The organism is Pseudarthrobacter sp. S9 (assembly GCF_050156545.1).
Taxonomy (GTDB): domain Bacteria; phylum Actinomycetota; class Actinomycetes; order Actinomycetales; family Micrococcaceae; genus Arthrobacter.
Genome location: NZ_CP189576.1, coordinates 4,381,750 through 4,394,120, shown reverse-complemented (window position 1 = coordinate 4,394,120; position 12,371 = coordinate 4,381,750). Strand labels below are relative to the sequence as shown.

The window sequence follows — 12,371 nt, the reverse complement described above, 5'->3', positions numbered from 1 at the left end:
CATGACCCCGGGGCCGGCCCCGGACACGGGTGTCCCCGCAACGCGGGCACCCGCGCCGGCCCAAGACCACCGCAGGGGCCCACGCCGCCGCGGTGCCGCTCTGGACGCGGCAATCTTCGAAGCCACGCTGGCCGAAATCGCCGAAACGGGCTACGCGTCCCTGACCATGGAGCACGTGGCAGAGCGGGCGCGTGCCAGCAAGGCCTCGCTCTACCGGCGTTGGCAGGACCGGGTGCAACTTGTCCTGGACGCCGCCTACCACGTGATGCCCAGCAACGCGGCCGCCCCGGATACCGGCAGCCTGCGCGAGGACATCCTCACAACAATGCGGCAGCTCGTCCGGCAGTTGGAAGGCCCGGCCGGCCTGGCCATCCGCGGGTTGCTCGGGGAAACACTGCAGAACCCCGATGTGGCGGCCGAGGTCAGGGAATACAGCCGCGGCAACACCACCAAGGTCATGCGCGAAATGGTGGCCAGGGCCGTGGCCCGCGGTGAATGCGATCCCGCGCTGGTCACTGACCGCCGGCTGGAGGCCGGCCCCGCGATGCTGCGGCAGCGGTTCATCTTCACCGACGGACCGATCAGAGACGAGTACCTGAAGGAAATAGTGGATGAGGTGGTATTGCCCCTCTTTGGCATCACACCCGTGGCCGCACCGGACACCCGCGACCCCACCGGCGGGAAGGCGCGCGTCAGCGGCCTGGGCGCGGTCAGGGGCTTAAGGCCCTGACCACTGTTTTGCTGACGGCGCACACTGAATTGTCAGCAGACTGCCGGTACTGCTGGTCGGCTCATGCGATGAACAAATCACGGGGTCAGAGCACGCGTTAGCAGTCTCTCGGTCAGATCACGCGGTACAGATCACGCAATGAAGAAGAGCAGGATTCAGAATGAGTAAACGAATCGTCGTCGGTATCAACGGGTCTGCGGGAAGCGAGGCCTCTCTGACGTGGGCTCTACAGCGTGCGGCCCGGCAGAAGTTGTCCATTGTCGCCGTTCACGCAGTGGATGACCGGTGGATGTCCCCGGACTTCCAGTACCACGAACTCATCAGGGAGGCGGGGATGGAACTGCTCCAGAAGGCGCAGGCCAGCGCCAACGCGCAAGCCCCCGGGGTCGAGGTCGAAATCCAGCTCCGGCACGGCAGCGCAGGCTCCGCGCTCCGCGAAGCGTCCAAGGAAGCCTGGATGGTGGTTGTCGGGGCGCATGACAGGCACTGGCTGGATGGCGGCCCCATGACGGACCGCGCCCTGCAGATCGTTTCCGCTTCGGACAGCCCCGTCGCCGTCATCCCGCCCGCCGTGGGTGCGGGTAACAAGGGGGTTGTGGTCGGCGTGGACGGATCCGAGGAGTCGCTGCAGGCTGTCTCTCTTGCTGCCGCCGAGGCTGATCGGGAGGGTGACGAACTGACTGTGGTCCTGGCGTTCCGGAGCCCGGCCCGGTGGGTCGAGAACGCGATGCCCTCCAGCGGACTGGCCGAGACCATCCTCGAGGAGGACAGGATCGTCCTGGCCGAATCGGTCGCGGGACTGACGGACAAATACCCGGACCTCGTCGTCAACCAGCGCCTCGAAACGGACACCGAGCCGGCCAAGGCCCTGGTGGACATCGCGGGGGAGGCACGTCTTCTGGTGATCGGCAGCCGCGGACGCGGAGGCTTCTCCCGGCTGGTGCTCGGCTCCACCGCGCACGCCGTGCTGCTGAACGTCCCGTGCCCCACGATCGTCACGAGGGTGCACAAGATCAAGCACGAAGCCTGACGCCGGGTCGGGTGCCGGGAAAAGAGCCCGCCTGACCCTTGAGGCTGGTGCGGGCGGGTGGGACGATGAAGCCGTGGATCCCTTCTTTGATTTTGTCGGCCACTACTGGTGGCTCGTTTTTCCCATGAGCGGACTGATCGGCGGTTGGGCGCGGTCCTGGTCCAAAGCCAGTGAACGCCGGCACCGCCGCAGGGTGGAGCTCTACAAGCTCCAGAACCAGGCGGCGGAGTCGGAGCAGGCCAGCCAGGCCGACGTGCTAGCCCTGATGACGGCGCACGATACCGTGAACCGGCGCTGGTTGGACTACGAACTGGACGTGGGAAAACTCATCGACTATCCGGTCATGACGGATGTGCGGGAACCCCTCACGGTGGCCTTCCTGCGGGCCAAGCGGGAGGCCGACGGTTTGCACCCCGCCTCACCGGCCGACATCAGGACCGCCGGCCGGCTCGCGGAGTACCGGGCAGCAGTCAACAGTTTCGAGTTGGCGTTCGATGTTGCCGAACGGGAAGCCATGCGCATCAAGGACAGCAAGTTCACCGGCCCGGAACGCCAGCGGCTGGAGACGGCCCGGAAGCTTCTGAGGATCGCTTCCGACGCCGCGGCGACGCCGGCCGAACGGCAGACAGCCTACAAACGCGCCCGGCGCGAACTGGATGGACTGATCGTGCTGCCGGAAGCCACCGTCGCGGCCCTGGAGGACAAGATCGCCGCGATGATCGACGCCGGAAAGGCCACTGACCTCCCTCAGCGCTGACATGCACGCGGGCTGCGCCAGGTTCAGATCCATTTCGGTGCGGGTGGAACTGCATCGACGAAGCCTTCGACAGCGTCCACGCGCGGCACGACGGCGGTGACGCCGCCGTTGCCCCGGCCTGCGACCCATTCGACGACGGCCGCCAGCGGTCCGGAAACCACCGTGGGGGACGCCGACGTCGGGTCCCCCAACGTGAGATCGCAGTCCGTTACCTTGACCACGAGATCCTCATCGGTGCCGCGGGCCTTCCAGGCGCCGGTGATGTCCTTGAGCAGCCGCTCCAGCACGGGGACCGGGATGTCCCGGAAGGTGGCGCCGTTGTCCAGGTCGACGGCGTGCATCCAGACTTCGCGGGTGCGCATCCAGACCGTTTCCGTCGCGGCCACTTCCCGGCCTTGGATCGTCCGCACTTTGTGGTGCCAGGCGTCCTCGGGCAGGTCGCGCCATTCGACGTTCAGGTGCACGGCGGAGTGGTCGAAAAGATGCCGCAGCGCGATCGGGCTCAGCGTGGCGCCGAAGTCGATCTCGTGGTCACGGACGGCCGTGGACGGATACATCGGGGTTTCCACCCCGGTGGCCGCCCACTCGACCAGCCGGGCGATGGCCCGGGCGTTGTAGCCGATGTGCGCCGTGATGTGGCGCCGGGTCCAGCCGGGCAGCAGCGAATCGCCGTCGAGCTCCGCGTCGCTGAGTTCGTTGAGCTTGCGGGCGAAGAACGCAGTGCCCCGCCGCGCCTGCAGCAGTGCCGCAAGCAGTTCCGGGTCCGTCGTCTGGTCGTGGCGGCCTACCATCAGGCTTCCTTGACCACGCGGTTCTTCAGCTGTCCCAGTCCCTCGATGGTGGTGACTAGGAGTTGGCCTTCCTGCAGGTAGCGCTTGGGGTCCTGGGCGTGGCCCACTCCGCCGGGGGTGCCGGTGGCGATGACGTCGCCCGGGTTCAGCGTGATGATGGTGGAGATGTAGGACACTAGGTACTCGGGGGTGAAGACGAGGTCGCCGGTCGGGGTCTGCTGCTGGACTTCGCCGTCGACCTCCGAGGTCATCAGCGGGCCTGCGCTGAATTCGTCCTTGGTGACGAGGGCGGGGCCGAAGGGGGTGGACTTTTCCCAGGTCTTGCCCTGCAGCCACTGGATGGTGCGGAACTGGTAGTCGCGCATGCTGACGTCATTCAGCACGGCGTAGCCGGCGATGTGGTCTGCGGCGTCCGTCTCGCTGATCCGGCGGCCCTTCTTGCCGATGACGACGGCGAGTTCGGCTTCCCAGTCGACGGCGTCCGATTCCTGCGGCAGGGCGAGGTCGTCGTTGGGGCCGATCAGGCTTTCCTGGTACTTCGCGAACAGGGTGGGGAATTCCGGGGCTTCCCGGCCCATTTCCTTGATGTGGTTGCGGTAGTTGTGCCCCACGCAGATGATCTTGCCGGGGGAGGGGACGACGGCGGCGAGGTCCGCGCCCTCGAGCGGGTGCGTGGCGCCGTCGGCCGTCTTCGCGGTCGCCTCCCAGCCTGCCGAGCGGAGCAGCTCTCCGACGTCGGCGAAACCGTCGATCTCGGTCAGGGTGTCGCCGTCCTGGCGGACAGCCTTGCTGCCGGCCGGGGTGCGGAGGGTGAGGAGTCTCATTTGTTGTTGCGTCCTTCGATGTAGGTGCGGTTGAAGTTCAGCCGTTCGAAAATGGGGGCGTCACTGAAGCGGAAGAGGTCGAACTCGGTCTCCGCCTGCAGGGACCAGGCAGCCCAGGAGGGAACCACGAAGAGGTCGCCCTTCTCCAGGTTCCTGGTTTCGCCGTTGAGGACCACGGAGCCGCGGCCTTCGAAGACCTGCCAGACGCTGGAGCCGACCTCGTGGAGGGTCTCGGTGGAGGCGCCGGCGCGGAGGCGGTGGAATTCGGCCCGGATGGTCGGCATGACGTCGCCGCCGGTGGTCGGGTTGGTGTAGCGGACCGCGGCGTGGCCCTGGCTGACGGTGGCCGGGTGGCCCTCGTCCTCGAGCAGCAGCTGCTCGCGCAGTGCCCGGTCCGTGTACTCCCAGCGGTAGGCGGCGATGGGGGAGCTGGTGGTGTCGTCCAGGCCGGAGAGCGGACGCAGGCCCGGGTGGGCCCAGAGCCGCTCGGAGCGGGAGATGTCCGGGGTGGCCTCGTCGGTGACGCGCTCGGTGCCGAACTCGAAGAAGCCGGCGTCGGCGTAGTGCACGAAGGGGATGTCCAGGCCGTCGATCCAGGCCATCGGCTCATCGGTGTCGTTGTGGTGGCCGTGGAAGTTCCAGCCCGGGGTCAGTAGGAAGTCGCCCCGGGACATGCGCACCGGATCACCGTTGACGACCGTCCAGACGCCTTCACCCTCGACGACGAAGCGGAAAGCGTTCTGGGAATGGCGGTGCTCCGGGGCGGTCTCGCGGGCGCCGAGGTACTGGATGGCGGCCCAGAGCGTCGGCGTGGCGTAGGGGGTGTTCCCCAGGCCCGGGTTGGCCAGGGCAATGGCGCGGCGTTCGCCGCCGCGGCCGACGGGGACCAGATCGCCGGCACGGGCGGCCAGGGGGTAGAGGTCGGCCCAGCGCCAGACGTGCGGGACGGCCTTCGGCGCCGGGACCATCGGCATGAGATCCGCGATCTCGGTCCACAACGGGATCAGGTTCCCGGTCTCGAAATCCTGGTAGAGCTTCTCCAGTTGTGCAGCCTCCTCCGGCGTCGGCTCGGCAGCGATGTGCTGGGCCGCGACAGATTCATGCGTTGTGTTATCGGCGCTGATTGACACGTGGGCCTCCTCGGCTCATTCCTCGGTAAATGCAGGACAGTTCTTTGGCGTATCTCGACTCTACGGATGCGGCAGTGTGACCCCCAACATATTCTGCTGCACAGAATTGCTTGTCCGCGACTGCTGCGTGCTCAGTCCGGCTCGGCCGGATTGGCTGCGATGTCGATTTCCAGCTGTCGGCAGGTTTCGCGCATCGCGGACACCAGGCCGGTGTCGAATACGCTCCGGAACCGGGTGGCCGGCGTGGCGACGCTGAGCGCTCCCACCACCTGTCCGTTCATGTTGTGCAGGGCGATCCCGAGAGCGCTCACGCCCTCCTCGGTGCCCTCAAAATTCGCCGCGAAGCCGTTGCTGCGGATGGACGCAAGCTCGCGCAGGAACGCCGGGTATTCGCTGTCCGGAATTCCGTCTCCGCCAATCTCGGCATTATTGCTGCGGAACAGCTGCTCGATCATGTGGGGCTCCAGCTCCGCCAGCATGGCCTTACCGCCGGAGGTCTTGTTGGCCGGCATCACCGTCCCCTGCCTGTCGCCAACCCGCAGCACATTCTGTCCTTCGACGGTAGCCAGAAACCGGACTTTCGTGCCCACCCGGACCATGAGGTTGACCGTCTCGTTAAGCTGCCCCGACAGCATCTCCATGTGGGGCTGGGCAATGGCGCGCAGAAGCCTGGTCCAGCTTAGTCCGGCCGGCCCCACGCCCATGGCCGGTCCCGGGACGTAGCGGCGGGTTTCATCCTGCACTGCGAAGCCCCGGTAGACCAGCATCGCGAGCAGTCGGTGGGCGGTGGACGGGGCCACCCCCAGTTCGGCCGCAGCGTCCTTGAGGCGGAGGGCGCCGCCGTCGCGGAGCAACTGGAGGAGCTGCAGCGCGTTGTCGACTGCCTCGATCGAATACGTCGGCCGCTTCTGGACGGGCTTCCGGGCTGTTTTGGGTAATGGTTTGTTCTGCACATCAGAATTGTATTGTGGTTCATCTGGGAGGGCCACGACAGTAGTGGGATGAATCACAATCCTTCCGCTGCAGCGCCGGAGCGTCCCCAGTCACGCATGACAGGCACCACCACCGAGGATGGGCCTGCATCCCGGTTCTCCCGACGCTCGGCCCTGGCCGTCCTGGTTTGCTGGCTCCTGGTGGTTTTCGATGGGTACGACCTCATCGTCTACGGCACCGTCCAGTCCTCGCTCATCACCACTACGGGCTGGGGTCTGGACAAGGCCACGGCCGGCACGATCGGTTCCATGGCCTTCCTCGGCATGATGATCGGCGCCATCTTCGCCGGCCGCACGGCCGACTCCTGGGGCCGCCGCCGCACCATCCTCGGCTGCGCCATCATCTTCTCGATCTTCACCATCCTTTGCGCCTTCGCCCCGACCGCGCCCTTCTTCGGTGCCATGCGGCTCCTCGCCGGGATCGGACTCGGTGGCCTGGTGCCCTCGGCGAATGCGCTCGTTGCCGAACTGGTCCCCGCCAAGTGGCGGTCCACCGTCGCCACCTTGATGATGTCCGGCGTACCGATCGGCGGATCCATCGCCGCCCTCGCCGGCATCCCGCTGATCCCCGCCTTCGGCTGGCCGGCCATGTTCCTCGTTGCGGTGGTCGCGCTGCTGGTGGTTGTTCCGCTTGGCCTGCGCTACCTCCCGGAGACACTGGCGCCAGCCACCGGCTCCAAGAGGGGCTCAAAAAGGATCAAGGAGCCGGCCGGTTTCTCCTCGCTCCTGCGCGCCCCGTATCTGGGGGTGAGCGTGCTGTTCGCCTTGGCTACGCTGGCCACCCTGTTCGCCTGGTACGGCCTGGGCACCTGGCTGCCGAACCTCATGCAACTGGCCGGGTACAACCTGGGATCCGCGCTGACCTTCGCACTGGCCCTCAACCTGGGCGCGGTTGGCGGTTCGGTCATCACCGCCTGGGCGGGGACACGGTTCGGCCCGGTGGCGACGGGGATCGCGGCCGCCGCCGTCGCCGCCGTCGCCCTCGTGGTCCTGGTCAGCGGACAGCCCGTCACGGTCGTGTACCTCATGCTCGTCCTCGCCGGCGTCGGCACCCACGGAACGCAGTGCCTGATCATCGCCGCCGTCGCAAGCCACTATCCCGGGCACCTCCGGGGCACGGCGCTGGGCTGGGCGCTGGGGACGGGCCGCATCGGCGCCGTCGCCGCACCCCAGGTCGGAGGCCTCCTGCTGGCCGCCGGGCTGGGCGTCAACTCGAATTTCCTCGCCTTCGCCGGAGCAGCCGCCATCGCGGCCGTGCTGCTGGCCGCCGTCGGCCTCAAACTGAAGGCGCAAGCCTCAATCTCACCCACCATCCCGCAAGGAGCAAGCAATGTCTGAGCACGCCACGTCCACCGATGTCCTCGTCATCGGAGGGGGCATGGCCGGACTGGCCGGAGCCCTCGCACTGCGCGAAAACGGCGCCAACGTCACCCTCGTGGAACGGGCCCCCGAATTCGGCGAGGTCGGAGCGGGGCTGCAGATGGCCCCCAACGCCTCCCGAGTCCTCCGGCGCTGGGGCCTGCTGGACAAGGCGCTGGAAATCGGTGTCCAGCCCAAGCACCTCGTCTTCCGCGACGCCGTGACCGGCGAGGAACTCACCCGGCAGACGCTGGGCAGTGAATTCGAGGAACGCTACGGCGCCCCTTACGTGGTGATCCACCGCAGCGACCTGCACCGCGTCCTGCTCGAAGGCTGCCAGGCAGCGGGCGTCAAGCTCGTCAATGACGTCATGGTTGAACGCGTGGAAACCGTGAACGGCCGCGGCGTGGCCCACACCTCCGCGGGCGTGGACTACGACGCCGACGTCGTGATCGGCGCCGACGGCCTGAAGTCCACCCTGCGTCCGCTGGTGGCCGACGACAACCCCGTACCGTCCGCCTACGTGGCCTACCGCGGCACCGTGCCCATCACCGAAAACACGCCCAAGGCCGACCTGGAAGACGTGATCGTCTACCTCGGACCGGACTGCCACCTGGTGCAGTACCCGCTGCGCAAGGGCGAGCTGCTCAACACGGTCGCCGTGTTCAAGTCCGCCTCCTTTGAGCGCGGCGAGGAACAGTACGGCGGCGTGGACGAGCTTGAGGCAGCCTACAGGGACTGCGTGCCGCAGGTGCAGGATGCACTGAAGAACCTGGCCACCGGCATCCGCTGGCCCATGTACGACCGCGACCCGATCGAAAACTGGGTCGCCGGCCGGATGGTGCTCATGGGTGACGCCGCCCACCCGATGCTCCAGTACCTCGCCCAGGGAGCCTGCCAGGCGCTCGAAGACGCCGCCGTGCTGCAGGACACCAGCAACGGCACCGTGTTCACCGCGGACGGCGTCAACCCTGACGCCTGGGACGCAGCAATCCGGGAATTCAACAACCTCCGCGCCGGGCGCACGGCCAGGGTCCAGCGGACCGCCCGCATCTGGGGCGAATCCTGGCACGTCTCCGGACTGGCCCGGACGCTGCGTAACCTGCTCTTCAAGAGCCGGAAGGACAACGACTTCCAGTACAACGACTGGCTGTACGGCCAGGAAGGCGGGGGCATCCCCGCCGCCGCGGGGCTGCGCGTCACTGTTGCGGAGAAAGTTACTGCCTGACCTGACGACGGACAGCTGACGCCCTTGGCAGCTGGCGCCCGCAAAAAGGCCAGACACAGGACTTGTTGTCTGCTTCGGCGCGGCCTGTAACGTTTTTGGTGCAGCTCCCAGCTTCGACGGCGCCTGGTCCATGGCCGCTGGTCATTGGCCAGGAGCGAGGGAGGACACAGCAGTGAGGAATATCTCTCTTTATCTGGATGTGGACGGGGTGATCTGCCCGTTCGGGGCCACGGGCACCACCGACTGGGTCTCGGCCTGGCGGTCCTCCGACGCCGGCTTCCTCGACGTCACGTACGCCTGCGAGCTCGTGGAATCCCTGAACCAATTGGCCCGGAGACCCGGTCTCCGGTGCGTGTGGCTGACCAGTTGGGAGGGCATGGCGCCGAAGTACCTCTGTCCGGCCATCGGGCTGGCGGGGCAGGAATGGCCTGTCCTAGTCTGTGACGGCCCGGGCGGCGGTGAAAGCTGGTGGAAACTCCAGGCAATCCAACAAGACCTTGAAAACTTCGCACCGGACCGCGCGGTGTGGATCGATGATCAGCTCGAGTTTGAGAGCGCGGCGCGTTCCTGGGCGTCGTCCTTCGGCGCGCGGCTCCTGTTGATCTCACCCCACGCGAGGCGCGGATTGCCCATTGCCGAGTTTGAGTCCGTGCGGGCATTCCTCTGACCTGCGGGTGTTTTGCCGTGCCGACTTTCCCACGTACCATCGATAAGGTTTCAAGCTGCTCTGCCTCACCCCGCAAGTCGTCCCGGTCGGACATCGGATGGACACTTGCAAAGCGGCAACGGGGGACGTTAAACAGCTGACCGTCGACTCTGCAGATTGGGCAACAGGTGGAAATCACCGTAATGGTGGCGCTAGTCATATCGCTGGCGCTTTTCTTCGACTTCACCAACGGATTTCATGACACCGCTAACGCAATGGCCACGCCCATCGCAACCGGCGCCATCAAACCGAAAACGGCAGTCGCCCTGGCGGCGGTGCTGAACCTGGTGGGAGCGTTCCTCTCCACGGAAGTGGCCAAGACCGTCTCAGGCGGGATCATCCACGAAGGATCCAACGGTGTTCAGATCACCCCGGACATCATCTTCGCGGGTCTGATGGGCGCCATCCTCTGGAACATGATCACCTGGTTGAAGGGGTTGCCGTCGAGTTCCTCGCACGCGCTCTTCGGCGGACTGATCGGCGCCGCGATCGCAGGCATCGGCATCCAGTCCGTGAACTTCGAGTCGCTCCTTCAGAAGGTCATCCTTCCCGCGGTCTTCGCCCCGATCATCGCCGGCGGCGTGGCCTACCTGTGCACCCGGCTGGCCTATGCCCTGACGTCCCGGCACGACCCGGAGACCGGAGACAAGCTCACGCAGAAGCGCGGCGGCTTCCGGACCGGCCAGATCTTCACCTCGAGCCTCGTCGCCCTCGCCCACGGCACCAACGACGCGCAGAAGACCATGGGCATCATCACCCTGGTCCTGATCGCCGCCGGCACCCAGCCTGCAGGCTCCGGACCGCAGTGGTGGGTCATCACCGCCTGCGCCCTCGCCATCGCGGTCGGCACCTACGCGGGCGGCTGGCGGATCATCCGTACCATGGGCGCCGGACTCACCGATGTGAAGCCCGCCCAGGGCTTTGCCGCCGAGACCAGCACGGCCTCCGCCATCCTGGCTTCCTCGCACCTGGGTTTCGCCCTGTCCACTACGCAGGTGGCCTCCGGCTCGGTCATCGGTTCCGGAATGGGACGCCGCGGCACCTCGGTCCGCTGGGGCACCGCCGGGCGGATCGCCGTCGGGTGGCTCTTCACCCTCCCGGCCGCCGGTATCGTGGGCGCGCTTACCGCAGTGCTCGTCAAGACCGGTGTGATTGGCGTCGTCGTCGCGGCCATCGCCGGCACCGCCGCCGTCACGTACATGTTCATCCATTCGCGGAAGTCCCACGTGGGCCACCACAACGCCGTCGAGGTCGAGGAAGCAGGCCAGGCCGTGCAGTTCCGCAAAAAGAAGCCCGCCGCCAAGCCGAGCAAGAATAAGGATGCCCAGCGATGAAATGGATGGAACTTGTCACTGTAGCGGGCGCGACCCTCGTGTCCGCGCTGACGGTCGTGGTCCTGTACTCCCTGGGTGTCCGCCTCACCGCCATCGCGGGAGACGTCCGGCAAAGCAATCCGGCCTGGGTCCGTCCGCTCGCCTATGCGTGCTTCGGCATGTGCGGCCTGGCCATCCTCTTCGGGCTGTACCTGATCATTCCCTATTTCAGCAAGTAAGCCGGCCGCGGCGGACTCTGAGAACTGCTGGGAACCCCGGGCCGAAGTGGCTAGGCTGGGGCCATGCCGACTCTCCAGTACTTTGTGGCCTCCTCCCTGGACGGATTCATCGCCACCGGCGATGACAAGCTGGACTGGCTGCTGCAGTTCGACGGCTTTGCCGGCGGTAAGGAAAGCTACGACGCCTTCATGGCCGACGTCGGCTGCATCGTTATGGGTGGCGAAACTTACGCCTGGCTGATGCAACACGAACCCGGCAACTGGCCCTACCCCGCGACGCCCTGCTGGGTCTTCACGCACCACGAGCTGTCCGCGCCGAAGGGCACGGACATCACGTTCGTCCGCGGACCCGTGGGAGAATTCGTCGAGGACCTCAAGGAAAAGGCCGGCGGCCGGAACGTCTGGATTGTCGGCGGGGGAGTGCTCGCGGCGCAGTTCGCGGACGCAGGGCTGCTGGACGAGCTGATCATCTCGATCATTCCGGTGGCGCTGGGAAACGGCAAGCCGGTACTTCCCCTGGCAGGTCCGACGCCGCCGCTGGAGTTGATCTCATCCCAGACCATGGGCCGTGGAATCGTGGAGTTGCACTACCGTTTCAGCGGCAAGTCGTAGGGGCAAGTCATAGCGCCCGGCGGCTTACTCCGCGATATCGCGGACGAGGTTCGTGATCCGGGCGGTGGAGAGCCGGCGGCCCTGCTCGTCCGTCATGACGATCTCGTGCGTGGTGAGGGTCCGGCCCAGGTGGATGGCCGTGCAGGTGCCGGTGACGGTCCCTTCGGAGATCGCCCGGTGATGGGTCGCCCCGACCTCGATCCCGAGGGCCTGCCGCTTCGGGCCGGCATGCATGCCCGCGGCGAAGGAGCCCAGCGTTTCGGCCAGGACCACGTGTGCTCCGCCGTGCAGGATGCCCGCCACCTGGGTGTTGCCCTCCACCGGCATGGTGGCGACCGTGCGCTCCGGACTCATCTCCAGGAACCGGATCCCCATCTTCACCACGAGGGCCCCGATGCCGTACCGGCCGAGCCAATCGTGCAGTTCTTCGGGAACTCCGGCAGCTGCCAGTTCGGCCGCGTAGGGGGCGGGCGTGAAATTGTCCATCATGGCAACTAGGCTGGCACCTGTGAGTGAAACTACCAAACCGGCCCTTGCCCCATCTGCAGCAGACATCCTCCCGGCAACTGAGTCCGAATCAGTGACTGCGGCCAAGCCCGCCCGGAAATCCAGCCGGGCCGCGGAGCCGGTTTCCGCCGCTGAGGCCCCCGTGATTCCCAT

General features: G+C 66.8%; 14 protein-coding genes. 9 read left to right on the top strand and 5 right to left on the bottom strand.

Features of this window, described 5'->3' with window-relative positions; translation table 11 throughout:
* Position 1: 1 nt before the first annotated feature.
* The 3 genes from ACQCSY_RS21150 (at position 2) to ACQCSY_RS21140 (ending at position 2,517) form a co-directional block, all read left to right on the top strand.
* Positions 2–730, top strand: coding sequence for a TetR/AcrR family transcriptional regulator (locus ACQCSY_RS21150; RefSeq protein WP_427131906.1), 729 nt, complete (start codon positions 2–4; stop codon positions 728–730).
* Between the two features lie 160 nt (positions 731–890).
* Positions 891–1,760, top strand: coding sequence for a universal stress protein (locus ACQCSY_RS21145; protein WP_427131904.1), 870 nt, complete (start codon positions 891–893; stop codon positions 1,758–1,760).
* Positions 1,761–1,833: 73 nt separating this feature from the next.
* The gene (locus ACQCSY_RS21140) at positions 1,834–2,517 is read left to right on the top strand and encodes a hypothetical protein (RefSeq protein ID WP_427131902.1); all 684 of its coding nucleotides are present in this window, start codon (positions 1,834–1,836) and stop codon (positions 2,515–2,517) included.
* A gap of 23 nt (positions 2,518–2,540) precedes the next feature.
* Here the strand turns inward: ACQCSY_RS21140 and ACQCSY_RS21135 are convergent, their stop codons facing one another.
* The 4 genes from ACQCSY_RS21135 to ACQCSY_RS21120 form a co-directional block, all read right to left on the bottom strand.
* Entirely contained in the window at positions 2,541–3,308 is a 768-nt protein-coding gene (locus ACQCSY_RS21135) for a maleylpyruvate isomerase family mycothiol-dependent enzyme (RefSeq protein ID WP_427131900.1), read from the bottom strand.
* On the bottom strand, positions 3,308–4,132 hold the full coding sequence (locus tag ACQCSY_RS21130) for a fumarylacetoacetate hydrolase family protein (RefSeq protein ID WP_427131898.1): 825 nt from the start codon (positions 4,130–4,132) through the stop codon (positions 3,308–3,310). Before ACQCSY_RS21130 ends, ACQCSY_RS21135 begins: the two co-directional genes overlap by 1 nt.
* Positions 4,129–5,262, bottom strand: coding sequence for a cupin domain-containing protein (locus ACQCSY_RS21125; protein WP_427131896.1), 1,134 nt, complete (start codon positions 5,260–5,262; stop codon positions 4,129–4,131). Before ACQCSY_RS21125 ends, ACQCSY_RS21130 begins: the two co-directional genes overlap by 4 nt.
* Before the next feature lie 131 nt (positions 5,263–5,393).
* Positions 5,394–6,215 (bottom strand): IclR family transcriptional regulator, encoded by an 822-nt coding sequence (locus ACQCSY_RS21120; protein ID WP_427131894.1) that lies wholly within the window; start codon positions 6,213–6,215, stop codon positions 5,394–5,396.
* Positions 6,216–6,263: 48 nt separating this feature from the next.
* Between ACQCSY_RS21120 and ACQCSY_RS21115 the strand changes: the two genes are divergently transcribed.
* The 6 genes from ACQCSY_RS21115 (at position 6,264) to ACQCSY_RS21090 (ending at position 11,711) form a co-directional block, all read left to right on the top strand.
* Positions 6,264–7,592: an MFS transporter gene (locus tag ACQCSY_RS21115; RefSeq protein WP_427131892.1), complete on the top strand. Its 1,329-nt coding sequence runs from the start codon at positions 6,264–6,266 to the stop codon at positions 7,590–7,592.
* On the top strand, positions 7,585–8,841 hold the full coding sequence (locus tag ACQCSY_RS21110; RefSeq protein ID WP_427131891.1) for an FAD-dependent oxidoreductase: 1,257 nt from the start codon (positions 7,585–7,587) through the stop codon (positions 8,839–8,841). Before ACQCSY_RS21115 ends, ACQCSY_RS21110 begins: the two co-directional genes overlap by 8 nt.
* A gap of 172 nt (positions 8,842–9,013) precedes the next feature.
* Positions 9,014–9,508 carry an HAD domain-containing protein gene (locus tag ACQCSY_RS21105; protein WP_427131889.1) on the top strand — a complete coding sequence of 165 codons (495 nt, stop codon included), beginning with the start codon at positions 9,014–9,016 and terminating at the stop codon, positions 9,506–9,508.
* A 167-nt stretch (positions 9,509–9,675) separates the two neighbouring features.
* Positions 9,676–10,881 carry an inorganic phosphate transporter gene (locus ACQCSY_RS21100; protein WP_427131888.1) on the top strand — a complete coding sequence of 402 codons (1,206 nt, stop codon included), beginning with the start codon at positions 9,676–9,678 and terminating at the stop codon, positions 10,879–10,881.
* The gene (locus ACQCSY_RS21095) at positions 10,878–11,099 is read left to right on the top strand and encodes a hypothetical protein (protein WP_427131887.1); all 222 of its coding nucleotides are present in this window, start codon (positions 10,878–10,880) and stop codon (positions 11,097–11,099) included. The genes ACQCSY_RS21100 and ACQCSY_RS21095 overlap by 4 nt, the downstream gene beginning before the upstream one ends.
* Positions 11,100–11,162: 63 nt before the next feature.
* A complete protein-coding gene (locus tag ACQCSY_RS21090) occupies positions 11,163–11,711 on the top strand; it encodes a dihydrofolate reductase family protein (RefSeq protein ID WP_427131885.1) in 549 nt (182 codons plus the stop codon).
* Positions 11,712–11,735: 24 nt separating this feature from the next.
* Here the strand turns inward: ACQCSY_RS21090 and ACQCSY_RS21085 are convergent, their stop codons facing one another.
* Positions 11,736–12,200 (bottom strand): hotdog fold thioesterase, encoded by a 465-nt coding sequence (locus tag ACQCSY_RS21085; RefSeq protein ID WP_427131883.1) that lies wholly within the window; start codon positions 12,198–12,200, stop codon positions 11,736–11,738.
* Positions 12,201–12,371 lie beyond the last annotated feature (171 nt).

Excerpts from the sequence above, each read along its gene's own strand:
- ACQCSY_RS21150 (WP_427131906.1), top strand. The coding sequence starts at position 2 with ATGACCCCGGGGCCGGCCCCGGACACGGGTGTCCCCGCAACGCGGGCA.
- ACQCSY_RS21145 (WP_427131904.1), top strand. The coding sequence starts at position 891 with ATGAGTAAACGAATCGTCGTCGGTATCAACGGGTCTGCGGGAAGCGAG.
- ACQCSY_RS21135 (WP_427131900.1), bottom strand. The coding sequence starts at position 3,308 with ATGGTAGGCCGCCACGACCAGACGACGGACCCGGAACTGCTTGCGGCA.
- ACQCSY_RS21130 (WP_427131898.1), bottom strand. The coding sequence starts at position 4,132 with ATGAGACTCCTCACCCTCCGCACCCCGGCCGGCAGCAAGGCTGTCCGC.
- ACQCSY_RS21115 (WP_427131892.1), top strand. The coding sequence starts at position 6,264 with ATGAATCACAATCCTTCCGCTGCAGCGCCGGAGCGTCCCCAGTCACGC.
- ACQCSY_RS21110 (WP_427131891.1), top strand. The coding sequence starts at position 7,585 with ATGTCTGAGCACGCCACGTCCACCGATGTCCTCGTCATCGGAGGGGGC.
- ACQCSY_RS21095 (WP_427131887.1), top strand. The coding sequence starts at position 10,878 with ATGAAATGGATGGAACTTGTCACTGTAGCGGGCGCGACCCTCGTGTCC.
- ACQCSY_RS21090 (WP_427131885.1), top strand. The coding sequence starts at position 11,163 with ATGCCGACTCTCCAGTACTTTGTGGCCTCCTCCCTGGACGGATTCATC.
- ACQCSY_RS21085 (WP_427131883.1), bottom strand. The coding sequence starts at position 12,200 with ATGATGGACAATTTCACGCCCGCCCCCTACGCGGCCGAACTGGCAGCT.